At 66.9% G+C, this 23025-nt stretch carries 20 protein-coding genes and 1 tRNA gene; 6 read left to right on the top strand and 15 right to left on the bottom strand.

What is annotated here, in order from left to right; all coding sequences use genetic code 11:
• Positions 1-68 precede the first annotated feature (68 nt).
• On the top strand, positions 69-506 hold the full coding sequence (locus B9C43_RS18270; RefSeq protein WP_084427763.1) for an NUDIX hydrolase: 438 nt from the start codon (positions 69-71) through the stop codon (positions 504-506).
• Positions 507-510: 4 nt separating this feature from the next.
• Positions 511-1782 (top strand): helix-turn-helix transcriptional regulator, encoded by a 1272-nt coding sequence (locus B9C43_RS55635; protein ID WP_143446388.1) that lies wholly within the window; start codon positions 511-513, stop codon positions 1780-1782.
• Between the two features lie 213 nt (positions 1783-1995).
• On the opposite strand, the gene B9C43_RS18260 is transcribed toward B9C43_RS55635, so the two are convergent.
• Positions 1996-2072: transfer RNA gene (locus B9C43_RS18260), tRNA-Thr, on the bottom strand.
• 122 nt (positions 2073-2194) lie between these two features.
• On the opposite strand from B9C43_RS18260, the gene B9C43_RS18255 reads away from it, so the two are divergent.
• Positions 2195-3829 carry a hypothetical protein gene (locus B9C43_RS18255; RefSeq protein ID WP_143446387.1) on the top strand — a complete coding sequence of 545 codons (1635 nt, stop codon included), beginning with the start codon at positions 2195-2197 and terminating at the stop codon, positions 3827-3829.
• On the opposite strand, the gene B9C43_RS18250 is transcribed toward B9C43_RS18255, so the two are convergent.
• From B9C43_RS18250 to B9C43_RS18205, 10 genes are all read right to left on the bottom strand, one after another.
• Positions 3820-5007, bottom strand: coding sequence for a DNA polymerase III subunit delta' (locus tag B9C43_RS18250; protein ID WP_084427761.1), 1188 nt, complete (start codon positions 5005-5007; stop codon positions 3820-3822). The two genes, B9C43_RS18255 and B9C43_RS18250, sit on opposite strands and share 10 nt — an antisense overlap.
• Positions 5004-7085 carry a bifunctional MFS transporter/dTMP kinase gene (locus B9C43_RS18245; RefSeq protein WP_084427759.1) on the bottom strand — a complete coding sequence of 694 codons (2082 nt, stop codon included), beginning with the start codon at positions 7083-7085 and terminating at the stop codon, positions 5004-5006. Before B9C43_RS18245 ends, B9C43_RS18250 begins: the two co-directional genes overlap by 4 nt.
• A gap of 33 nt (positions 7086-7118) precedes the next feature.
• Complete coding sequence (locus B9C43_RS18240; RefSeq protein ID WP_143446386.1) at positions 7119-7598, bottom strand: hypothetical protein; 480 nt, start codon at positions 7596-7598, stop codon at positions 7119-7121.
• A complete protein-coding gene (locus B9C43_RS18235) occupies positions 7580-8836 on the bottom strand; it encodes a hypothetical protein (protein ID WP_143446385.1) in 1257 nt (418 codons plus the stop codon). The genes B9C43_RS18240 and B9C43_RS18235 overlap by 19 nt, the downstream gene beginning before the upstream one ends.
• On the bottom strand, positions 8826-9098 hold the full coding sequence (locus tag B9C43_RS60115; RefSeq protein WP_084427753.1) for a response regulator transcription factor: 273 nt from the start codon (positions 9096-9098) through the stop codon (positions 8826-8828). Before B9C43_RS60115 ends, B9C43_RS18235 begins: the two co-directional genes overlap by 11 nt.
• A gap of 426 nt (positions 9099-9524) precedes the next feature.
• Positions 9525-12317, bottom strand: a complete 2793-nt coding sequence (gene topA / locus B9C43_RS18225) for a type I DNA topoisomerase (RefSeq protein ID WP_084427751.1) — start codon at positions 12315-12317, stop codon at positions 9525-9527.
• Between the two features lie 321 nt (positions 12318-12638).
• Positions 12639-13205: a hypothetical protein gene (locus B9C43_RS18220; protein ID WP_327222592.1), complete on the bottom strand. Its 567-nt coding sequence runs from the start codon at positions 13203-13205 to the stop codon at positions 12639-12641.
• A gap of 49 nt (positions 13206-13254) precedes the next feature.
• Complete coding sequence (locus tag B9C43_RS18215; RefSeq protein ID WP_143446384.1) at positions 13255-13974, bottom strand: hypothetical protein; 720 nt, start codon at positions 13972-13974, stop codon at positions 13255-13257.
• On the bottom strand, positions 13950-14585 hold the full coding sequence (locus B9C43_RS18210) for a hypothetical protein (RefSeq protein ID WP_084427745.1): 636 nt from the start codon (positions 14583-14585) through the stop codon (positions 13950-13952). Before B9C43_RS18210 ends, B9C43_RS18215 begins: the two co-directional genes overlap by 25 nt.
• A 114-nt stretch (positions 14586-14699) precedes the next feature.
• Complete coding sequence (locus B9C43_RS18205) at positions 14700-16967, bottom strand: sodium-translocating pyrophosphatase (protein WP_084427743.1); 2268 nt, start codon at positions 16965-16967, stop codon at positions 14700-14702.
• A gap of 288 nt (positions 16968-17255) precedes the next feature.
• On the opposite strand from B9C43_RS18205, the gene B9C43_RS18200 reads away from it, so the two are divergent.
• From B9C43_RS18200 to B9C43_RS18190, 3 genes are read left to right on the top strand one after another with little or no spacing between them, the layout of a single operon-like run.
• Entirely contained in the window at positions 17256-19568 is a 2313-nt protein-coding gene (locus tag B9C43_RS18200) for a DEAD/DEAH box helicase (protein WP_235038670.1), read from the top strand.
• A 43-nt stretch (positions 19569-19611) separates the two neighbouring features.
• Positions 19612-20274: an MOSC domain-containing protein gene (locus B9C43_RS18195; RefSeq protein WP_235038669.1), complete on the top strand. Its 663-nt coding sequence runs from the start codon at positions 19612-19614 to the stop codon at positions 20272-20274.
• Positions 20275-20796 (top strand): GNAT family N-acetyltransferase, encoded by a 522-nt coding sequence (locus tag B9C43_RS18190; protein ID WP_084427741.1) that lies wholly within the window; start codon positions 20275-20277, stop codon positions 20794-20796.
• 479 nt (positions 20797-21275) lie between these two features.
• Here the strand turns inward: B9C43_RS18190 and B9C43_RS18185 are convergent, their stop codons facing one another.
• Genes B9C43_RS18185 through B9C43_RS18170 form a run of 4 tightly spaced genes read right to left on the bottom strand, consistent with a single transcriptional unit; the run spans position 21276 to position 23011 of the window.
• On the bottom strand, positions 21276-21905 hold the full coding sequence (locus tag B9C43_RS18185) for a bifunctional DNA primase/polymerase (protein WP_084427739.1): 630 nt from the start codon (positions 21903-21905) through the stop codon (positions 21276-21278).
• 52 nt (positions 21906-21957) lie between these two features.
• Positions 21958-22518: an Rv3654c family TadE-like protein gene (locus tag B9C43_RS18180; protein WP_051897040.1), complete on the bottom strand. Its 561-nt coding sequence runs from the start codon at positions 22516-22518 to the stop codon at positions 21958-21960.
• Positions 22515-22832 carry a TadE family type IV pilus minor pilin gene (locus tag B9C43_RS18175; RefSeq protein WP_200825566.1) on the bottom strand — a complete coding sequence of 106 codons (318 nt, stop codon included), beginning with the start codon at positions 22830-22832 and terminating at the stop codon, positions 22515-22517. Before B9C43_RS18175 ends, B9C43_RS18180 begins: the two co-directional genes overlap by 4 nt.
• On the bottom strand, positions 22829-23011 hold the full coding sequence (locus B9C43_RS18170; RefSeq protein WP_033389970.1) for a DUF4244 domain-containing protein: 183 nt from the start codon (positions 23009-23011) through the stop codon (positions 22829-22831). Before B9C43_RS18170 ends, B9C43_RS18175 begins: the two co-directional genes overlap by 4 nt.
• Positions 23012-23025 lie beyond the last annotated feature (14 nt).

The following is a 23025-nucleotide window of genomic DNA, read 5'->3' as shown; positions in this document are numbered from 1 at the left end:
CACCTAGCTAGTGCCGCGGTGCTACGTTGCCGGTAAGCAGCTAGTCAGCGACTTCGGAGGACGCCTCGATGAGCCAGCCCGACTACGTTCCGCGCACGTTTCCCGTTTCGATCAAGGGCGTGGTCGTGCGCGACGGAAAAGTGCTGCTGCTCAAGAACGAGCGGAACGAGTGGGAACTGCCTGGGGGCCGGATCGAACTCGACGAGACACCCGAAGAGTGCGTCGCACGTGAGATCACCGAAGAGACCCAATGGAAAGTGACCACCGGCCCGATCCTCGACACGTGGATGTACTACATCGACGTGGCCGAGAAGCACGTGTTCATCGTGACCTATGGCTGCTATGCGAACGGCGACACTGAGCCGGTGCTTTCCCATGAGCACAAGGAAATAGGCCTGTTCCCCGAACACGAAGTGCCCACTTTGAACATGCCCAAGGGCTACAAACGCTCGATCGCGACCTGGTACGACCGGCTGCGCGAAGACACCGCGGAACTGGTCGGATAGTGCCATGACAGGCGGAAGGTGCGACGCGTGTGGCGCGGAGTTGAGCAGGTTCGCCACCGAGCCTGTTTGCCCCACCTGCCGCGCCAGCGCCAAGCACGAACCGCCATCGATCCCGACCCCTCGACTGGCTCCCGCGGTGTGGATGTGGTCCGCACCCGAGGCAAGCATCGCACTCAGAAGCCGTGATCTGGCAACAATTCTGCGCATCTATCGGCGGCTCAACCGGATCAGCCAAGAACGGCTCGCGGCGCTTCTGGGCTACGACAAGACCTACGTGTCGATGATCGAGACCCGCCGAAGGATCATCAGTGACGTCAGCACCCGACGCCACATCGCTCGAACTCTTGGACTGCCAACCCACGTACTCGGGGTGACTGACACCAACGACGCCGACTTCGCCGCCATGCTCCAGTTCGGCGATTCCACCATCCGACTCGCCGAAATCGCCCGGCAGTCCGGTCGGGCAGTGGACGCGGTAAACGAGCTATGGCCTCTGGTTGCCCGCCTTGAGGCACGCGCCGCCGAGGGCCATGCCGAACGAGACACGCTCATCCTGCTCGGCCACGGCAGAGCTGCACTCGGCGTCTCGCTCGGCACCGTATTGCCCGAAGAACGACTCACTGCCGCCGCACGGTGGACCGGAAAAGCGTTGCAGGTCGCCGAACGCCTCGACGATCCGGTGTTCCTAGCCCACGCCCTACGAATGCACGGCAACGAACTCCGTAAAGCAGACCATCTGGCGGCAGCCGTCGCACGCCTTGGCCGAGCCGTCGACGTATCTACTGACCGCGAAGGCCAAGGCGCTGCTTACGCGCTGCTCGCGAGAGCAGCTGGCGAACGAGGTGACCCGGACCTGTTCGACTACGCCATCAGCGGCTACCAGGATCTCCTCGACAATGGAACCGCCCGCGGAATGCTGTTCAACCCCTTTACTTTCCACGAAATACAGCTACGCGGTCTGATCTCCACCGGCCGCCCCAACATCGCTGCGCGGATCATGGAGACCGCACAGTCGGATGCTCTGCCTGCCGCGCCGCAGTGGCACATCATTGAGCGCGTCACCGCCGGGCAAGTCCTCCTCGCCGCAGGCAAACGAGACGCCGCCGAAGACGCTCTTCTCACCGCTTTGGCATCCGCCGAAGCACACCGGCTACCGCACCAAATCCAACGCACCATCCGCGCAGCCAACGAAGGCGGACTCACCGACATCAGCGACGCCGGGAACGCTGCCCTCGGGCGCCTGAACGATCTGCTCAGGCCAGCCTCCAGCGGCTGACAGTCCCGCGCGCGCGGACTGGCCGCGACCGGTCGACAGCGTCTCGGTGGCTCAAAATCTGCTCCGCGATGTCGATAAGCCCGGCTGGTTCCTCGGGCTCACGCCCGACCTCATGGGCTCACAAGTCGCCGCATCAGACGGCGCGCCTCTCCAGCAGATCAGCTCCTGATACACAAAACCGCAGCTCACACGACGTGAACTGCGGTCTGGTGGTGGAGCCGCCTAAGGGAATCGAACCCTTGACCTACGCATTACGAGTGCGTCGCTCTGGCCGACTGAGCTAAGGCGGCGTGTCCTCGATCAGTGTACCGGGCCCCGTCGAGGCGTTTACGACCACCCGCTCGGGTGAGTCACCGATCGGCTGGCCGGTCGTTGGATGTGTGACGGCGGTCGCACGAGGAGGGGTTCGTTCATGCGCAGAAGCGCCCTGGCTATGCCGGCTGTTGTGGCTGTGCTCGCGCTTGTGTCTGCTCCTGCCGCGCTGGCTCAGCCGCCTGCGACCACGCCGATTCCCGCTCCGAAGGACCCGAACGCGCCGCCTGCTTCCGCCCCCAATGGGCCGCAGCCGTTGGGACACGCGATCGGGGATGCCGGGACCGCTCTTTCGATGATCCGGTTGCTGCCTGCTTCCGCTCCGACCAACACGATCCTGCCCGGCTATTCCGACAAATTGCCCAAGCAGTCCGCGCTTGAGGTCGGGTTCGGGTTGTCCAGCGCTCAGGTCAACTCCGAGTCTTACCTGGCCACCGAGCATTCCATCGCGCAGGCTTCTCCTGGCGGTGTCGCTGTTCAGGGCAAGAGTCCGCAGTCGCCGGGCGCGGTCGCGCAGACTTCTCCGCCGGACAACGAGAAGCCGATGACGTTCGGGCTCAACCCGCCGCAGACGCCGCTTGACGCGTTGGTTCGGGTCGGGTTGATGAATGGCAGTGCGCACGCGCGGTGGAGCGAGACGCTTGGCCCGTGTGTCACGCCGTTGTCGGACGCGAGCACGTCCGTTGCCAGTCTGAGCCTGTTGAACGCGATTCCGACGCTTCCCGGCACCAATGACCTCACCGGGAAGCTCACCGAGTCGAAGCTCAGCCCTGACCAGCTGACCGCGTTGACCGACCAGCTCAAGGCGTTGCCTGGGCCGTTGGCTGAGCTCGGTGGGTTGTTGCCGGGCCCGGCCAACAAGGGTGACGGGTCGCTGATCAGCCTGCCCAACACGTTGTCCACGCGGTCTGTCGTCGAGCTCGTCGACCTTCCTGGTTCTGCCAACAAGGCCGTGCGGTCGACGTCCACGCTTCAGGTCGCCAGCCTCAACCTTCTCGGCGGCACGCCGTTCGCGATGTCCATCAACGTGGTCAGCCAGCCCACCCTGCAGGTCACGTCCACCGGTGACGCCAAGACTTCGACCGTCAAGTACGTCGCTCCGGTCCTGCAGGTCAAGCAGGGCGACAAGGTTCTGTACACACTGGACGCCGCGCACCCGACTTTCGACGTCCCGATCGGTATTCCGCTGCCCAGCTTGAGCAACCAACTGCCGGACGCGATGAAGAAGCTGCCGCTGATCGGCGACTTGGCCAACGCGCTGCCGAAGGACTCGCCGCTGCTGCCCAAGGCCGGTGAGCTCAACCAGTTCAAGCTCGACATCGGTGTTTTCCGGCTGTCCATCGCCGGCCTGCAGCAGAAGGCCGAGGACATGACGCAGCCGTTCAAGGGCCACCAGCTCGCCGCCAGCGCGCGCATGCTCGACCTGCAGGTGCTGCCGACGCAAGCGCTTGGCCTGCCGGGTCTTCCGTCGGCGTTGGCGCAGGTGTCCCTGGGTGAGCAGGTCGCGCGGGCCGCTGCGCCGACCGGTGGCGTGGTGTGCGGGACCGCGGGTGGGCCGCCGCCCGCCAAGGCGCCCGCGCCGAAGGAGCCGCCGCTCGCGTACACCAGTGCCTACCAGGCCATTCCGATGTTCTGGACGGGCACGACGCTGTTGTTGCTCGGCGTCATCATGGTCGCAGCGCTGCCCCAGCGCCGGATCCGCCGGGTTCAGCCCAGCAGCGAAAGTCAGCCGTAGTAGAGCGTGGTCACCATTGCCTCGACGGCAATGCGTGGCTTGACGTTCAGCTCCAGCGCCTCGCGGCACGCCAGGACCGCTTCGAGGCGCCGGAGCGTCGACTCGGGCGACCACGATGCAGCGGCGGTACGGGCGTCGTTCGCGTGATCGGGGTGGTTCAACGCGGCCTCTGAGCCGCTCGCTGTCACCAGGACGTCGCGGTAGAACCCAGCCAGGTCAACCAGAGCGAGGTCGAGGGTGTCTCGCTGCGTCCGCGTGGCGCGGGATTTCTGCCGACGCTCGAGTTCCTTCAAAGCACCTGCCGAGCCACGGGTCGCCGACGCCGTGCCCTTGCCTGTTCCGCCTGCGCCCAAAGCGGTTTTCAGTGCTTCGCGTTCGATCTCGTCCCGGGAACCGCTCTGCTCGGACGCCTCGTTCTCGGCCGCTTTGACCAACTCGTCGGCGAGCGTGAACACGTCGCCAGGACGCCGCAAACCCAACGGGATCCGCAACACCGCGGCACGGCGCTCGCGCGCGGCTTCATCGGTCGCTAGACGTCGCGCGCGCCCAACATGGCCGCCGCACACCGAAGCGGCCCATTTCGCGGTGTCGGGATCCACAGAATCGCGCTCTATCAACACTTCCGCGATCGCCTTGGCCGGTGGAATGCGCAAAGACACGCCACGGCAACGGGATCGGATCGTCACCGACACGTCGTCAGGGTGGTCCGACGGCGCACACAACAGGAACACCGTGCGCTCCGGCGGTTCCTCGACCGCCTTGAGCAGCGCGTTGGCCGCGCCCTCGGTCAACCGGTCAGCGTCTTCGATGATCACGACTTGCCAGCGGCCATTGGTTGGGCGCCGTGCGGCGGTCTGCACGAGCGCACGCATCTCAGCGACCGAAATGGACAGACCCTCTGGTACGACGAGTCGCACGTCCGCGTGTGTGCCAGCCATGGTTGTGCGGCAACCACTGCACTCGCCACAACCAGTGCCGGAATCGCACTGCAAAGCCGCAGCAAACGCCCGTGCCGCAACGGAACGGCCCGAACCGGGCGGTCCGGTGAACAGCCACGCGTGCGTCATGCCGCCTGATGCGGCTTGTTCGCCACGCACGATCAACGCGGCCGCCTGCGCAGCTTTGGTCAGCACTTCGACGGCTTCGGCCTGCCCGACAACTTGCGACCAGACGGTCACTGGGCCTCCACTGGCGTCCGATCATTGGCTTCGTCGAGCCCGAGCTTGCGAGCCGCGATAGCACCACGCACGGCCATGATGACCCGCTGCGAGGTGGCTTCGTCATCGTTGTCCGCATCGACCACGACGTAGCGGTCCGGGTCGGACGACGCCATCTCCAGCAAGAGGTCCTGCACACGCCAGTGGTGGTCGTTGGACTGGTACCTCGTCTGCGGCAGGGTCGCCGGGTCGCGGTCGAGCAGCACAGTCAGGTCGGGCCGCAGTTTCGCGGTCGCCCAGTCCGTCAGCCCTTCCATTTCCTCTGGGTCGAGCCCGGCCACGGCCGACAAGTGCGCGAACGGGCTGTCGACGAACCGTTCCATCACCACGATCGCGCCACGGTCCAACGCCGGACGGATCTCACGCTCCACGATGTCCGCTCGCACAGCCGCCGCGACCAACGCGTGCGCCCGTGCACCGGTCAGTTCGGCCCCGGCGAGCACCGCACGAAGTCGCCGGTCGTTGAGCGTGGGATCGGTCGCCAGGAGGATCTCGCGGTTGCCGGACTTGCGGAGCCAGTCGGTGAGCAGCCGCGACTGGGACGCGGTGTCCTGCGCGGTGTCGCCTTCGATCGCGATCAACAGGCCGGTCGACCGGCGTGGTTTGCCCCGGATCGCGGCCTTCAGGTCGGCGAGGATCGTCTCGGCGCGACGGTCGTCCATCTGCCGGTAGGCGATCACACCGACCAGCGCGGCGATCAAACCGGCGACGAACAGCACCGGCCGGGTGCCGTCGACTCGCACCGCGGCACCGAAGATCTCCACGTTGCGCGGTCGGACCAGGCCGATGAACAACGGCACCATGATCATCGACAGCGCGAGGATGATCTTCATCAGCGACTGGTAGATCGCGTTGATCCGGCCCCGGATGGCGTCCTCGACCTGCGTACCGATGATCGTGACGCCGGTGAGGAACGCGATTCCGGCACACGCGCCGACGAACGCGACGGCGAGCAGCGACACCCACAGGTGCGGCGAGGCGGCGATCGGCAGCAGGCCAAGACCGGCGAGCACGATCGAAATGCCGAACAAGCGGTTGTGCGGGATCCGCTGGGCCATCTTGGTGGCCGACGCCATGCCGCCACCGAGGCCGATGAACAGGGCCGCGAACAGCCAGCCGAACGCCGAGTCACCGCCAAGCAGGCTGGAGGAATACGGCTTCGAACTGCCGACGAGCGCACCCGCTGCGGCGAACGCGCCGGTCATGCCGATGAGCAGGCCGCGGACGAGTCGCGTGCTTCGGATGAAGCGCAGCCCATCGCGCAGCATCGCCCACAGGCTGGTGTTCTCCTTCGGCGCCTCGTCCTTCTTCACCGGTGCGACGACCCGGATGGACAGTTCCGGGATCCGGGTCGCGACGATGACCGCGGAGGTCAGGTAGAAGAGCCCGTTGATCGCCACGATGATCGTGGCCATTCCCATGCCGGTGTCGTCCAGCTTGACGTGGAACACCTGCGAGGAGATACCGGTGATCAGCGCGTAGAGCCCGGCCCCGGCGATCACCGAGATGCCCCAGGTCATCACCAGCGCGAGCTGGTTGGCCGTCTCCACCTGGTCCTTGCGGCGCAACAGGTTGGGCACGGCCGCGTCCTTGGAGGGGATCCACAGCAGCTGGCAGCAGCCGACCAGGAAGTTGGCGATGAGCAGCCACACCGGGGTGCCGACCACGGCGATGGAGATCAGCAGGCCGCCCCGCATCACGTCGCAGGCGACCATGACCTTGCGCCGGTCGAACTTGTCCGCGAGCAGGCCGCCGAAGGGCGCGAACAGCAGCCCAGGCAGCAGCTGGGTCAGCACCACACCCGCGAACGCGTAGTTCTGGAACGCGTAGTCGTCGGTGAGCTTGGTGATCAGCCCGGTCAGGGCGAGCAGCGACAGCCAGTCGCCGGTGCTGCAGATGAAGCTGACACCCCAGAGCCTGCGAAACGGCCGAATGGCCAGCACGCTGCGGATCCGGTGCGCCAGCGATGCGTCAGAGCGGACCGAGGGGATGTCCTCGGCCCGTGCAGTCTGGTCCCCGCCTACGCTGATACGACCCACCTCATTCCGGCACCAGCGTATCCGCGCCCGATATCACCCGAAGAGCTGGCTGAACGTGTTGGCGAGGCTGGTGATCACGAAGTACAGAATCACGACTGTGACCAGCACTATCACGATAACCACGGTCATTCCGCTGCGCATGCCGGCCGGTTTGCGCAAGGCGGGCGGTGCCTGAATCCGCTCGCGGGTGGCGCGCAGCGTGCGGGCCACGGCGGCGGCAGATGGCCACTGCCGCAGCGGACGCATGATCCCCGTTGGCGTCTCCGCGGCCGGTGGAGGTGGTGGTGCGGGTGCTTGCGGAGGCGGGGGCTCTTCTTCCTGGAGCGCGGCGTCGACGGCCTCACGCAGGTCATCCGGGGTCGGCAGTTTCGGCGCGGCGACGGGCAGATGCTCGTCACGGCGTTGGGTCGGCAAGTTCGCGCCGGTCACCAGACCGGACAGCGGATCGGACAGCAAGGGAGGCGGCGCCGGCTCGAAAGTGCCGTCGACCCCGGTCACTGAGTCTTCTGCCACTCCAGGTCACCCTCCGCTGCCAAAGGCCCCCCTTCAGGGTAGCCCGATGTGGGCTCATCTCCCTCCCACAACGTGAGATAAGCGTCCCTTGCGGCGAGGCTCACGGCGACGTCGGCCATGAAGGGTTCAAAGAAAGACTTGCGATACGTCGCATCTGTCGCAATCGAGGCGGCGAAGTACACACCGGAGAACCCGGCGAAGAACATCGAGACGCGAATCAGTTCGTCGCTCACTCCGGGTAGCAGAATTGTGAAGAGCTTCCCGCCCGCGGACGGCGGGTGGCTCAGCCACGATTCGATCACGCTGTCGTCGATCGCGATCAGCCCGAACACCACCAGGAACCAGAACACCACGAACGAGAAGACAACGGCCTGCAAGGCCTGAGCGAGGTACACGACGACGGCCAGGTTCGCCTTCTCCCGCCGCGTCAACCGGAAGTTGCGGACCTCGGGCACCAGGCCGCGCAACGGCGTGGCCCGCAGGACGACCTCGTAGTCCATCGCTCCGGCTGCGCGGTGCTTGGCCATCATGTCGCGGCCCTCGTCACGCAGGATCGCGATCAGGAAGAGCGAGCCCATCAGCGCGAACAAGCCGATGACCAGCCACAGGTTGGTCCGGTGGCCGTTGACTTCCAGCTTCTCGGAGATCTGCCAGGTCTCGGCCGAACAGAACCCGAACAACAGGAACAACAGCAGCAACGGCAAAGCCCGGCTGGCCATGCTGCCGATCCCGACCACATGCCGCATCGCGACCCGCAGCGCCCAGCCAAGGATCGACCCCGCACCGACGAGGACGAACAGCAGCACGAACAGCGTGGCGATGACGGCCCCGCCGATCGAGGTGGTGAGGTTCGTGCCAAGGCCGGTCACTTTGCGCACGGCGGGGAACAGCACGAGCCACACCACGAGCGCGGAGATCGCGATGATCAGCCGCGTCTTCTCCGTGCGGCGCCGCAGGCCCCAGGCAGCGCCCCAGGCGGCCAATGCGGGCACGACCACCATCGCGAGGGCCAAGGCGACGACACCGAGGGAGGCCGACGTGCTGACCGCGTCCACGTCGATGTCTTCCAGCACCTCGCCAGTCAAGGTGACCAGTGGCAGGAAAACGATCAGGAACACCAGGCCGGGCGTCGCCCGGGACACCAGCGGTGTGCCTCGTTTCGCCCGGCGCACCATCATCGGCAAACCCCGGCGGCGAAACCAAGTCTCGACCACTCGCCGCTCCGCCCTACCGTGCACAGCCGTCCTCCCCTGCACGCCCCAGTCGGGAGGTAACGCTATCGGCCCCCTCCAAGCCGCCTGCACCCACGACCGGCCCTCCCGCGAGCCGGACCTCGCCACGCGCCGTAGCCAGAACTGCGAGAGCCGGGTCGGTGAGCAGTTCCGGCCGTGCAGGCATCGGGCTGACGTAGCCGTTGCCGCCGGCGATGCGCCGGGCAGCGTGCAGGATCTTGGCGCCGTCGGAGTCCTTCGCCAGGTACCCGCTCGCACCGGCAGCCATCGCACCAGGTTATCCACAGGCACATGCCGCGCCTGACCTGGGCGAATACTCAAAACCACCGCCTCATCCCAAGCCCTGTGGACAACTTGTGGGCAATGATCGCGCCCCGTCGCCCCTCCCCGGTAGATTGAAAATTAGGGGGATCCCCCTCGGGCATGGCAGACGTGTGTCCAAAAGCGTTGGGGGGTAAGGGGTTTTGCGGGAGGGGTGGAGGCGCGCCGGCGGGGCGGGTTGCGAGGTTCGGCCTTCGGCCCCCGGTTGCCAGCCTATCGGCGCGGGCCGACAAGGCGGGGCCAGGAGGGGCAGTTATCCACAGGATTTTTGGCCTTTGAGCTGCTGAGACCACAAGAGTTTCATGATCCACAGGGTGCTTGTGGACAACTCGGGTAGTGCCCGGAGGCGGTTCGGCCGCCTCCGGGCGTCCACTCAGGACTTTGACTTGGCGCGCGAAGAAGTCGCACGCGGCTTGGCCGCGGTCTTCGTCGCGGCCGACTTCGTCGTCTTGGTCGCGGTGGTCTTGCGACGAGCGGGCGCCTTCTTCGGCGCCGGGCCCTTCGCGCGCTTCTCCGCCAACAGCTCAGCCGCACGCTCGTCGGTCAACGCCTCCACGCTGTCGGACTTGCGCAGCGACGCGTTGAACTCGCCGTCGGTCACGTACGGGCCGAAACGGCCGTCCTTGACGACCATCGGCTTGCCGGAGACCGGGTCGTTGCCGAGCTCCTTCAGCGGCGGCGCCGAGGCTGCGGCCGCACGGCCACGCTTCTTCGGCTCGGAGTAGATCTTCAGCGCCTCGTCCAACGTGACTGTGAAGATCTGGTCCTCGGTGGCCAGCGAGCGGGAGTCGGTGCCCTTCTTCAGGTACGGGCCGTAGCGGCCGTTCTGGGCGGTGATCTCCTCGCCGGACTGCGGGTCCTTGCCGACCACACGCGGCAGCGACAGCAGCTTCAGCGCGTCCTCCAAGGTCACGTCCGTCAGGGACATGGACTTGAACAACGAGCCGGTCCGCGGCTTGACCTTCTTGTTGCCGTTCTCCTCCGGCAGGATCTCGGTCACGTACGGCCCGAAACGGCCGTCCTTGGCGACAATCTCGTGCCCGGACACTGGGTCGGTGCCCAGCGAACGGCCTTCCTGCGGGGTCGCGAACAGCTGCTCGGCGATCTCCAGCGTGAGCTCGTCCGGCGGCAGGTCCTCGGGCAGGTTGGCGCGCTGCGACTCACCGTCGACCTCGCGCTCCAGGTAGGGCCCGAACCGGCCGACGCGCACGACGACCTGGCGGCCTTCGGCGTCCTCGAACATCGGGATCGAGTTGACCAGTCGAGGGTCGATCTCGTCGACACCCGTACCGACCAGCTTCTTCAGCCCGCCTGAACGACCGACCGAGCCCTCGGGGCCGACCGCGCCGCCGAAGTAGAAGCCGGACAGCCAGTCGTTGCGCTCCTGGCGGCCCGCGGCGATGCCGTCGAGCTCGTCTTCCAGAGTCGCGGTGAAGTCGTAGTCCACGAGCCTGCCGAAGTGCTGCTCCATCAGGCCGACCACGGCGAATGCGATCCACGACGGAACCAGGGCGGCGCCCTTCTTCCACACGTAACCGCGTGCCTGGATGGTGCTGATGGTCGGCGAGTACGTCGACGGGCGGCCGATGCCCAGCTCTTCCAGGGCCTTGATCAGGCTGGCCTCGGTGTAGCGGGGCGGCGGGTTGGTCGAGTGCCCGTCCGCGGTCAGCTCGGTCGCGGTCACCGGCTGGTCTTTGACCAGCTGCGGCAGCCTGCGCTCGGCGTCGTCGGCCTCGCCGCCCTGCTCGGAGTCGACGGTCTCGACATACGCCTTGAGGAAGCCCGCGAAGGTGATGGTGCGGCCGGACGCGGAGAACGTGCACTCCTCGCCGGACGCGGCCGTGCCGACGATCCGCACGGTCATCGTGGTGCCGCGGACGTCCGCCATCTGCGAGGCGATCGTGCGCTGCCAGATCAGCTCGTAGAGCCGGAACTCGTCGGACTGCAGCTCGTTGGCGACCTGGCCGGGCGTGCGGAACACCTCGCCGGCCGGGCGGATGGCCTCGTGCGCCTCCTGCGCGTTCTTCACCTTGCGCGTGTACTGGCGGGGCGTCGGGTGGACGAACTGCTTGCCGTACAGGCTCTCGGCCTGCGCACGGGCCGCCGCGATCGCTGTCTCGGACAGCGTCGTGGAGTCGGTACGCATATAGGTGATGTAGCCGTTTTCGTACAGACGCTGGGCGACACGCATGGTCGTGTCGGCGGAGAAGCGCAGCTTGCGGCTGGCCTCCTGCTGCAGCGTCGAAGTCATGAACGGCGCGTAGGGCTTACGGGTGTACGGCTTCTCCTCGACGCTCGCGACACGCATGTCGGCGCCGTTGAGGGCCTCGGCCAGGCGACGCGCCTCGGTCTCGTCGAGCAGACGCACGTCGCCGGCGTTCTTCAGCTTGCCGTCCGGGCCGAAGTCACGGCCAGTGGCCAGCCGGGAGCCGTCCACGGCGATGAGCCGGGCCCCGAAGTTGCGCGGGTCGGCCTTCTCGCCCGCGTCCATGGTCGCCGCGATGTCCCAGTACGACGCGGAGACGAACGCCATCCGCTCGCGTTCACGCTGCACCACGATCCGGGTCGCCACGGACTGCACGCGGCCTGCCGAGAGCCTCGGCATGACCTTCTTCCACAGCACCGGGCTGACCTCGTAGCCGTAGAGCCGGTCGAGGATGCGACGGGTCTCCTGGGCGTCGACCAGGTGCTGGTCGAGGTCACGCGGGTTGGCGGCGGCCTCACGGATGGCCGGCTCGGTGATCTCGTAGAAGACCATCCGGCGGACCGGCACCTTGGGCTTGAGCGTCTCCAGCAGGTGCCACGCGATGGCCTCGCCCTCGCGGTCACCGTCTGTCGCGAGGTAGACCTCGTCGACGTCCTTCAAGGCCTCTTTGAGCTCGGTGACGGTCGACTTCTTGTCCGGCGTGACGATGTAGATCGGCTCGAAGCCGCTGTCGACGTTCACGCCGAGGCTGGCCCACGACTCGCCCTTGTACTTCGCCGGTACCTCGGCAGCCTTCCGCGGCAGGTCACGGATGTGCCCCTTGGACGACTCGACCACGAAGTTACGGCCGAGGTAGGAGGCGATCTTGCGCGCCTTCGCCGGCGACTCGACGATCACCAGCCGGCGCGGTTCGGCACCGTTGGCCGAACTGTCGCTCTTCTTCGTCCGAGTTGCTGCCACGCTTTCCTGCCCTCTGTCCCGCCATGTCGAGATGCCCGACTTCGAGCATCAGCCCGTCAGTGTGCACTGCCCGGTGCCGGTTGCCGTAGCGGAGGTGGCCCGGGGCACACCTGCCGACGGCGTTTCGCCTGGGTTACCGCCGACGACCCTCTCTAACTCGCCGAGAGCGTCCGGCTCGTTACTTCAAGTGCGTCTCGTCGCACGTGAAACCCGATACGGCTCGGTCTACGGGCAATCCACTACTAGCACGCCGACCTGTCCGCGTGCATCACCGATAGCGACCTTACGCGCGCGAGGGAATTTCACCCATTTGGATGAATCTCAGACCGGCCAGTACGGCTCGGCGGCGACCGAGGGCAGCCTGCCCACCAGTTCGACCAAGCGGCCGATCCGGCGTCGACCAGTCAGCCGAAGTCCGGGACCGCCACCGCGGACCCCGAGCAATCCGGCGGGCAGCCCAATCCTGGTCAGGGCCTGGACCAGCGGCTCGTGCGTCTCCGGCGCCCTCGGGTCGAGGCCGAGCATGTAGCCGTTGTCGACCCAACGACCGGCCGCGAGCGCCCATAACCGCAGGGCCGCGCCGTCCAACGCGAGACCGACCGGCACGGACTTGACCGCGCCACGGGTCCACGCGTCGGCCATGCCGATCAGATCAGTCCGGAAAGCGGTCCTGACCAGCGGGTGCTCCTCCTCGGACACGCCCACCTCAGGATCGATGCCGCGCTCGGCGAAGGCCTGCGCCAACGCGTCACGGCGCCACAGTTCGTCGACCACCACCGAGAGCCGCGCCGCCCGGCGGGCGAAGTGCACGACCTGGCCGGACGCGCACAAAAGTCCAGCCAGGTCGGCCAAACCTGGCTGCGTCGCCTCGGCGGAGAAGAACGACATCTGCCCCACGTGTCACAGAGTAGAACATATGTTCCAACCCCGCGAGACGTCAGAAGGTCGGGTATGTCGGCTCAGTGGTCACAGACGGCGGGGATGGAATGCCCGACCCAGGCGGGGTCGATGGAGTTGTCGGAAATTCGTCAGGGTAGGACGGTGCCGGTGGCAGTGCCGACCTGCTCGCCCGCACCCTGGTGATCTCCGTACAGCTGTCCGAGCTGCGGGCGGCGGCCTGCAGCTCCGGGAACCGTGAGCCCATGCCTTCGAGCGGGTTCACTGGCGGCTTGAGGTTCTGCAGGTCCCTGCCGATCTTCTGAAGCACCGCAGTGGCCGCCGTACGGTCGCTGGCGAGGTCGGGCCTGAGGTCGGCCTGCGACCTCTCCAGGACCGCCTTGCGGCCCTCCAGGAGCGTGATCAAGCTCTGTGTGGCCTCGTCGCCGCCGGGGACCGGTGCCTGGCCGACCTCCCTCAGCTTCGTAAGAGTGTTGTCGACCTGGGCCGTCATCGCCTCCAGGGAGCGCTTCAACGACGTCACCGCCGCCTCCGTGCTGGTCGAGTCCACTTCGAGCTTCACGGTGGCGCTGTCGTAGTCCAGGATCACGCCGCAGAGCCTGTCGGCCCACTCCACCGCGGCCAGCGCGGCCGGCGGTGTCGTCGTCGGCACCTGCCGGTTCGACGAGCTCGCGGGCACCTGGCACGCGCTCACACCGACCAGCAGCAACAGCGCGATGACGGCACGGCGCACGGTCAACTGGTCAGCAGGTCCTTGCATCGTGGTGCCTTCGCCATCGCGTCCCGCACTTCGGCGGGGTCGTTGTCCTTGAACGGGTCGACCATCTTCGCGGTCTCGTCACCCAGGCTCTGCATCACCTGGCCCATCGCGTCCTGGTCGCCCGCGCGAATCTTCGCCGCGGCCTCCCGCAACGCGTTCTGCGACAGGGTGTACGAGCTGATGATCTTGTTCTTGACCTCGTCACCGCCCTTGACCGGCGCGGGCTCCAACTGGTTGAGCCGGGCGACTGTGCCGCCGAGCCCACCGGCGATGCTGTCGATGAACTGGCCGAGCTTGGCCTGCATCTGCGCCTGGTCGGTGGCATTGGCGAGGTCACCCATCCGCCCGCCGAGCGACCTGGTGAAATCGCTGATCGGGATGCAGAGGTTGTCCATCCACTTGACCGGGTCGCCGTTGCTGGGCTCCGGCGGTGGGGGCGGCGGTGTCTGCTCGCCACCACCTCCGCCACCGTTCTGCGGCGGCTGCCCGGGCTGCTGCCCGGCCGCGGCGCCTTTGCCCGCGGTGTCCTGCGGATTCTCGCCGTCGTTGCTCGAGCACCCGGCTAGGGCCAGCGTGGCCGCGAACACAGCGATCGTGAGGCGACGACTCATGAACTCTCCTGGCCTCGATGACGTGGCTAGCGCGACGGTACCCGCGTCCGGGTTTGGGCAAAGTGAGGGCCACCCCGCCGAAGGAGGGGTGGCCCTGCACTCGAGTTCAGCTGATCAGGCGTTGTTGACCTGTTCGGCTGGGCTGTCCGCGATCGCGCTGCCGCGACGCTTGGACACCACGACCGCCGCGGCGATGATGGCCACCGCGACCAGCGCGATGACGATCCGCAGCGCGGTGTCGCCGTCGATGTAGAACGTGACGATGGCGGGCGCGATCAGCACCGACACCAGGTTCATCACCTTGATCAACGGGTTGATTGCCGGGCCCGCGGTGTCCTTGAACGGGTCACCGACGGTGTCACCGATGACGGTGGCTTCGTGGGCAGGAGAGCCCTTGCCACCGTGATTGCCGTCCTCGACGAGCTTCTTGGCGTTGTCCCATGCACCACCGGAGTTGGCGAGGAACACGGCCATCAGCGTGCCAGTCGCGATCGCGCCGCCGAGGTAACCGGCGAGCGATTCGACGCCGAGACCGAAGCCCACAGCGATCGGTGCGAACACGGCCAGCAGACCCGGCGTCACCAGCTCACGCAATGAGTCCTTGGTGCAGATGTCCACAACACGCCCGTACTCCGGACGGACAGTGCCGTCCATGATTCCGGGGTTGTCGTGGAACTGGCGCCGCACCTCGTACACAACCGCCCCCGCCGCACGGGACACGGCGTTGATAGCCAGACCGGAGAACATGAACACGACCGCGGCACCGATCAGCACACCGACAAGGGTGTTCGGGCTGACGATGTTCGCCGCGAAGTCCACCGACGCGTTGGCCGCGTCGCGAATCGCCTCGCTGTACGAACCGAACAGCGCGGTCGCGGCGAGCACGGCGGTCGCGATCGCGATGCCCTTGGTGATCGCCTTGGTGGTGTTGCCGACCGCGTCCAGCTCGGTCAGGATCTGCGCGCCTTCGCCGTGCACGTCGCCGGACATCTCCGCGATGCCCTGCGCGTTGTCGCTCACTGGGCCGAAGGTGTCCATCGCGACGATGACGCCGACGGTGGTCAGCAGACCACAACCGGCCAGAGCGATCGCGAACAGCGCGACAGTGACGTCACCGGAGAGCAGGAAGGCGCCGTAGACCGCGCCGCCGATCACGATCGCGGTGTACACCGCGGACTCGAAACCGACCGAGATACCGGACAGGATCACCGTCGCCGCACCGGTTTCCGACGTCTCACCGACGTGCTTGACCGGCTTGTGCTCGGTGCCGGTGTAGTAGCCGGTCAGCCACAGGATGATGCCCGCCAGCACGATGCCGATGATCACGGCGACCGCGGCGATCAGACCCGGGTTGCCGGCCAGCGCGGCGTTCTTCGCGCCCTCCAGACCCGCGAACGAGGTCGGCAGGAACGCGAACGCGGCGACGGTGCACAGCACCAGCGAGATCAACGCGGAGATGTAGAAGGACCGGTTGATCGCACTCAGACCGTTCTCGCCGGGACGCGCCTTGGTGATGAACACACCGATGACGGCCGTGATCACACCGATGGCCGGGACGATCAACGGGAACAGCAGGCCCTGCGTGCCGAACGCGGCACTACCCAGGATCAGTGCGGCAACCAAGGTGACGGCGTAGGACTCGAAGAGGTCCGCGGCCATACCGGCGCAGTCACCGACGTTGTCACCCACGTTGTCGGCGATGGTCGCCGCGTTGCGGGGGTCGTCCTCGGGAATGCCCTGCTCGACCTTGCCGACCAGGTCGGCGCCGACGTCGGCGGCCTTGGTGAAGATACCGCCACCGACACGCATGAACATCGCGATCAGCGCGGCACCGAAACCGAAGCCCTCCAGCACCTTCGGGGCCTCACCGGCGTACACGAGCACGACCAGTGCGGCACCGAACAGACCGAGGCCGACGGTGGCCATGCCGACAACACCGCCGGTACGGAACGCGATCCGCATCGCCTTCTCGCGCCCGGCCTCGTCGTTGGCGGCCGCGGCGACCCGGAGGTTCGCCTGCGTGGACAGCCACATGCCGAGATAACCGATGGCGAATGAGAACACCGCGCCGGCCAGGAAGAAGATCGATCGGCCGATCCGTTCGTTGACGGTGTCCGCCGGTAGAGCGAACAGCAGCAGGAACACCAAGACGCCGAAGATCGTCAGGGTGTTGCGCTGTCGTTTGAGGTAGGCCGCCGCGCCCTCTTGAACCGCCTTGGCGATGTCCTGCATCTTCGCGGTGCCCTGGCCCGCGGCCAGCACCTCCCTGAGCAGCACATAACCGACGGCAAGAGCAGCGAGGGCGACCACGGCGACTACAGCGACAACGCTGCGGTCACCACCGGAGAGCGCAGCCTCCGCAAGGTGGTACTGCCCGGACATCCATGTCCTCCTGTGACATCTGCCGATTTCTCCCGTCCGCTGTACTACCCCGACGGGACGTGCTCACCACCACAAGTGGTGGGACGTCGGCGGAGTCTATGTGTAAGGGAAACCGTGGTTGTGAGGCGTCCCCGGCCGTGCACGTTCCGTTATCTTCGTTTGATCGATCTCGTTATCGATCAAGGCCACTGGTAGGGGCGGTAGATCGGCAAGTCGGAGCCGTCTTCGGCGCTACGGAACGACCAGGGCGAACGAATACTGTCGGACGTGTGTGCTTAAGTCGGAAGGGTGGGTGACGTGCGAACGGAGCGCGGGCGGCAGTTGCTTTCCCGTGTGCTTGCCGGTGTACCGGCTGACGAGAACCCGTTGACCCACGCGGAAGATCTGCCCGAACGACTCCCGCAGTTCACTGAATGGCCTGGTTGGGCGCCTGCCGAGGTGGTCGAGGCGTTCCGGGCGCGTGGACTGGAAAGGCCGTGGGCACACCAGATCGAGGCCGCCGAGCACATCTGGAACTCCCGGCACGTGGTGCTCTCGACCGGCACGGCGTCCGGAAAGTCCTTGGCATACCAGCTTCCCGTTTTGTCGTCGTTCGCGACCGACCGCAAGTCCACCGCGCTCTACCTCTCGCCGACGAAAGCCCTTGGCGCCGACCAGTTGCGCGCACTGCGTGAGCTGGACTTGCCGGACATCCGCGCGGCGAGTTTCGACGGTGACACGCCGATGCAGGAACGGGACTGGGTGCGGGCACACGCACGCTGGGTGTTCACCAACCCGGACATGATGCATCGCGGGATCCTGCCGTCGCACGCGCGCTGGGCCCAGTTCTTCCGGCGGTTGCGATACATAGTTGTGGACGAGGCGCACGCGTACCGCGGTGTGTTCGGTTCGCACGTCGCTCTGCTTCTTCGCAGGTTGCGCCGAGTAGCCAAGCATTACGGTTCGGACCCAATATTCATTGCGGCATCCGCAACGGTGTCCGAGCCAGCGATCTCAGCGACTCGACTGTCCGGTGTCGAATGCGTCGCGGTCACCGAAGACGGCTCGCCGCGCGGTGCACGGACCGTCGCGTTGTGGGAACCGCCGTTGATGGATGAGCTCACGGGCGAGAACGGCGCGCCCGTCCGCCGCTCGGCAGGTGCCGAGACTGCGCGGATCCTCACCGACTTGGTGGTGGAAGGCGCACGCACGCTCGCGTTCGTGCGCTCGCGCCGCGGAGCCGAACTGACCGCGCTCTCCGCCCGGCACGCACTGTCCCAAGTGGACAGTACGTTGGCCGGGCGGGTGGCGGCGTACCGTGCCGGGTTCCTGCCGGAGGAACGCCGTGCACTGGAGAAGTCGCTGGCCTCCGGCGAACTGCTCGGCGTGGCCAGCACCAACGCACTGGAGCTCGGCGTGGACATCGCCGGCTTGGACGCGGTGGTGGTAGCCGGATATCCAGGCACTTTGGCCTCGTTCTGGCAACAAGCCGGGCGCGCGGGCCGAGCAGGCGACGGGTCGTTGGTGGTGTTCGTGGCCCGCGACGACCCACTCGACACCTATTTAGTGCACAACCCGGCGGCGATGCTGCACCGGCCGATCGAGGCAACGGTCCTCGACCCGCTCAATCCGTACGTCCTGGCGCCGCACCTCGCTTGTGCCGCGGCGGAGTTGCCGGTGACCGAGAAGGACCTCCCGGCATTCGGTGGCGACGCCGCCCGCGAGGTCCTGCAGGAGCTGGTCGCGGATCGAGTGCTGCGCAAACGTCCGGCGGGGTGGTACTGGACGTCGCGGGACAGGCCACACGCGAACGTGGACATCCGCGGCTCGGGTGGCGAGCAGGTGATGGTGGTCGAGGCCGACACCGGGCGGATGCTCGGCACCGTCGACCCCGGATCGGCCTGTGCGACGGTGCATCCCGGAGCGGTGTACCTGCACCAGGGCACGTCCTATGTGGTGGACGAACTCGATCTGGAGTCCGGTGTGGCGCTCGTGCACCCCGAGGACCCGGAGTGGACCACCCAACCACGGGATGTCGTGGACATCTCAGTGCTGAAAACCCTGACCAAACAGGACTTCGACGGCGTGACCCTGTGCCTCGGTGACGTCGCGGTGACCTCGCAGGTCGTCGGCTACCTGCGGCGCCTGCCGTCCGGCCAAGTGCTCGACCAGGTGGCACTGGACCTGCCCGAACGGACCCTGGAGACCCGCGCGGTCTGGTACACGATCTCCGAAGACCTGTTGCGCGAAGCCGGAATCGAACGCGCCCGCACCGCCGGGGCACTGCACGCAGCCGAGCACGCGGCAATCGGCCTGCTCCCGCTGCTGGCAACCTGCGACCGATGGGACATCGGCGGTGTCTCCACCGCGATGCACCCCGACACCGGCGAGGCGACCGTCTTCGTACACGACGGACATCCAGGCGGGGCGGGCTTCGCCGACCGTGGCTTCCATTCACTGGCCGACTGGCTCACCGCGACCCGGACCGCGATCATGTCCTGCGAGTGCCAGTCCGGTTGTCCGTCGTGCGTGCAATCGCCCAAGTGCGGGAACGGAAACGAACCGTTGGACAAAGCGGGGGCGGTGTCCGTGCTGGACATCGTGTTGAAGGCGATCACCTGAAAACCAGTTCGGCACGAGCTTGACCGGTGGCTAGTGTCGGGTCGTGGCGTCTGTGTTGTCCGTGAACCTGGGAGCGGCAGTTCACCTGCCGGGAGTCGGCATGACCGGCATCGACAAGCGGCCGGTCACCGGCCCTGTCGAGGTACGCGCGCCTGGCCCGTCAGGCATCGGTGGCAGCGGACTCGTCGGCGACAAGATCATCGACCTGCGCCACCACGGCGGCGCCGACCAAGCGGTGTATGCCTACGCGCGCGAGGACCTTGACGCCTGGGAGGCCGAACTGGGACGGCCGCTGGCGTCCGGAGCGTTCGGCGAGAACCTCACGACCACTGGTCTCACCATCACCGAGGCCGTGATCGGCGAGCGGTGGCAGGTCGGCCCGGAATTGGTGCTGGAGGTGTCGACGGCCCGGGTGCCGTGCCGGACCTTCGCCACCTGGCTCGAAGTCCGCGGCTGGGTCAAAACCTATGTCGCCAAGGCGGTTCCCGGCGCCTACCTCCGCGTGATCACCCCGGGGTTCGTGCAGGCAGGGGATCCGGTCGAAGTCGTCCATTGGCCTGACCACGACGTCACTGTCAACGTCGCGTTCCGCGCGTTGACGCGTGAACCAGACCTTCTGCCGAGGTTGCTTGTCGCGGAGGCACTTCCCGAGGAGGCGAGGCAATTGGCCGCTCGGCGCACGACGATCGAACTCGACAAGGCCTAGATGAACGCCGAAGCGGTGCGGATCGTGCATCTGCCAGGTGCCACGTTCGAGGCGTTGGCCAGGGGTGACCTGGAAGCGGCCAACGCGCTCAGCCCCGTCGAGTTGACCGACTACTTCGCAGGTCCTGAATGGCGAGGCGTGTGGCAGATGCGCCACGCCCAGATACAAGAAGACCCCGCGGTGGCGGACTGGGTCACCGGTGTCATTTGGGACGAACAACGGCACTTGGCCGTGGGGCGGGCCGGATATCACGGGCCGCCCGACGCGTCAGGGATGGTCGAGATCGGTTACGCCGTCGACCCGGCATACCGACGGCAGGGTTACGCCCGTGCGGCTTTGGAAGCTCTGTTGCGTCGGGCCGCCGATGAGCCGCAGGTCCGGACTGTCCGAGTGAGCATCAGCCCGGACAACGTCGCCTCCTATCAATTGGCGTCCCAGTACGGCTTCGTCGCGGTGGGAGACCAGTGGGACGAAGAAGACGGGCTGGAGATCATCTACGAGGTCCCCGCGAACAGCCCTTGACGAGTCCGGATACGGCAATACGCAGGGGATGCCGGTTCCGTACGACATCCTCTGCGTATTGCCTTTGCCGCCGAGCCAGTGGCGTGGGGCCTGCGACCGTTCGACGCGACTGCCGTCAGCGCGTCGACGCCGGGAGGCGAAGGCGTCGACCGCCGGAGATTTCATCCCGGGGGCAGGATCGCCGATCGCGGCTGGTGGGGCCGCGTTCACCGGAGGCAGTCGCGGAACGGGAGGCCGCACGCCAAGTGCTGGTGCTCGGCAGGCCGCCAGGTCCTCATCGTCGCTGCGGTTGCGGGAAAACCGGCGAATCGACTGAGAACGAGGCAAACCTGTATGGCGCTATTGAGTTGTCGGTGTGTACCTGGGCCGGCTGAGCCTGACCTCGGCACTGTTGAGTTGTCGCTGTACCTGGGCCGGTCGGGCTCGGGACTCGGGCTGTACTTGGCCTTGGCACTTGTGAGTTGTCAGTTCGGGCTGGCTCAGTCGGCTGCGACGAGCTCGGACATCGAGCTCAGCCTGCTCGGGGTCGCCAGTGCGTCCGCGAGGGCTTCCTGGACCACGGCCGACTCGGGCAGCCGCCAGCCGCACACCTCGGGCTTGACGCGCCAGTGCACGACACCGTGCTCGAAGGGGCTCGGGGGCAGCGGCACGTAGCTTCCGGCGCCGTGCAAGGTGACCTGCTCGTCAGCGGCCAGCTCGCGGCGCAGCGAACGCCCGGTCTTGGTCAGGAACATCCACCGGCCGGTCGGGGTCGCGACGATCGGCACCGGCATCCCGTAGGTGCGCAGCACACCGGCCGCCTTGCGGCCGAGCGAGTCGTCAACCTCGATCGCGTCGAGCACCACACCCGTTGCCACCAGCAGGCTGTAGGGGCGCCCGGTCCACCATGCGGCGACCTGCTCCGGCTTGGTGCCGATGCGCTCCTGCCAGTCCCGGTGCACGGGAACCGGTCCGACGTTCTCAGTGCCCTCGCGGCCCGCCCACTGCGAGCCCGCCGGATAGGTGCCGGGCAGCACTGGCCACCCACGCCACGCGAGGCCGACCGCCTCCGCACGAAGTTCGATGCGGAAGGCCCCGCGCCAACTATCCGACCAGTCTGTCTCCAACATCTTGGGTACTTGCCTCCTAAACCGGCGGGCACCGTCCGTGCCCTGCATCTGACTAAACGGCACGACCGCCGTCTGTAGTAACTGCCTGTCGGCAACTGGTCGGTAATGAACGCCGAGTGAAAGCGGCCTGACGTTCCAACCGAACGTCAACCGGTCGGCGGTACCGCTCGCCGACACGCCCGGACCCGTCCGTGATGCCGCTCACCGCTCTTGGGCGACCGTTGCCCGCGATCGGTCCCGCGTTTTCTTCACCCGGACTCATCTCGGCCACCGGTCCGGCCGTGGCACGAGCGGTGATCTCGCCAAGACCGATCACCGTGGTGATCACCTCGACACGTGCCACCCAACCGTTCATCCGGCATTCGCCCAGCCGCATCTGCATCTGATCGACCACCCATCTCGCCTGGGCACAGGCCACCTGCTCGCCCCACGGCCCGTAGGCCGCGGCGGCCAGCGCGGAGAGATCAGCGGCGCTGTTCGCCCGGTGGCGGGCCGAGGCGGCAGTGCCGATCACGAGCATCAGCCCGAAGATCATCACCAGCGCCGCCACCACGAACGCCGCCCAGACCGTCGCCGCACCGTCGTCGGTCCGAGTTCGATGGCATCGGCTCACTCCGCGGCCTCCGGTTCGGCCACCGCGTACGCCGCGCCTGTGATGGCCAAGTCCGGCAGCAGGCCGACGGGCGCGTACGAGACTTCGACGGTGATCTGGTCTCCTTCGGTGACCACGTGCAGGTTCGCCCCGCTCGGCGCGATCTTGTCCACCGCCTCCGGTGCTCTGTCGTCATCGCCACGAGCGACGAGGCGCGCCGCCTCCCTGGCCGCGTCGACACATCTCAAATGCGCACCCATGGCCATGAACCCCGCCGCGATGAGGGAGACGACAGTCATCAGCACACCGAGCACGATGGCGGCCTCGACAGTCACGGCACCTGAATCGCCCCCTTGATCAAGTCGGTGATCAGTGCCCGGAACCAGTCGCTGGTGATGAGCATGACCAAGAAGGTGGCGGCCGCTCCGACGACGAGGTAGAGCATCGCGTACTCGACCGTGACCGCACCTTCGTCGTCGTCGGAGAACAGGTGCAACCGGTTGGTGCTCGGCATCGTTCGGTCCTTTC

The organism is Kibdelosporangium aridum (genome assembly GCF_900176515.1).
GTDB lineage: Bacteria > Actinomycetota > Actinomycetes > Mycobacteriales > Pseudonocardiaceae > Kibdelosporangium > Kibdelosporangium aridum.
Note: the sequence above shows the minus strand (reverse complement) of the source record. Positions and strands in the feature narration are given on the sequence as shown.

Excerpts from the sequence above, each read along its gene's own strand:
- B9C43_RS18270 (WP_084427763.1), top strand. The coding sequence starts at position 69 with ATGAGCCAGCCCGACTACGTTCCGCGCACGTTTCCCGTTTCGATCAAG.
- B9C43_RS18190 (WP_084427741.1), top strand. The coding sequence starts at position 20,275 with ATGAACGCCGAAGCGGTGCGGATCGTGCATCTGCCAGGTGCCACGTTC.
- B9C43_RS18170 (WP_033389970.1), bottom strand. The coding sequence starts at position 23,011 with ATGCCGAGCACCAACCGGTTGCACCTGTTCTCCGACGACGACGAAGGT.
- B9C43_RS18255 (WP_143446387.1), top strand. The coding sequence starts at position 2,195 with ATGCGCAGAAGCGCCCTGGCTATGCCGGCTGTTGTGGCTGTGCTCGCG.
- B9C43_RS60115 (WP_084427753.1), bottom strand. The coding sequence starts at position 9,098 with ATGGCTGCCGGTGCGAGCGGGTACCTGGCGAAGGACTCCGACGGCGCC.
- B9C43_RS18220 (WP_327222592.1), bottom strand. The coding sequence starts at position 13,205 with ATGTCGTTCTTCTCCGCCGAGGCGACGCAGCCAGGTTTGGCCGACCTG.
- B9C43_RS18205 (WP_084427743.1), bottom strand. The coding sequence starts at position 16,967 with ATGTCCGGGCAGTACCACCTTGCGGAGGCTGCGCTCTCCGGTGGTGAC.
- B9C43_RS18210 (WP_084427745.1), bottom strand. The coding sequence starts at position 14,585 with ATGAGTCGTCGCCTCACGATCGCTGTGTTCGCGGCCACGCTGGCCCTA.
- B9C43_RS55635 (WP_143446388.1), top strand. The coding sequence starts at position 511 with ATGACAGGCGGAAGGTGCGACGCGTGTGGCGCGGAGTTGAGCAGGTTC.
- B9C43_RS18215 (WP_143446384.1), bottom strand. The coding sequence starts at position 13,974 with ATGCAAGGACCTGCTGACCAGTTGACCGTGCGCCGTGCCGTCATCGCG.
- B9C43_RS18185 (WP_084427739.1), bottom strand. The coding sequence starts at position 21,905 with ATGTTGGAGACAGACTGGTCGGATAGTTGGCGCGGGGCCTTCCGCATC.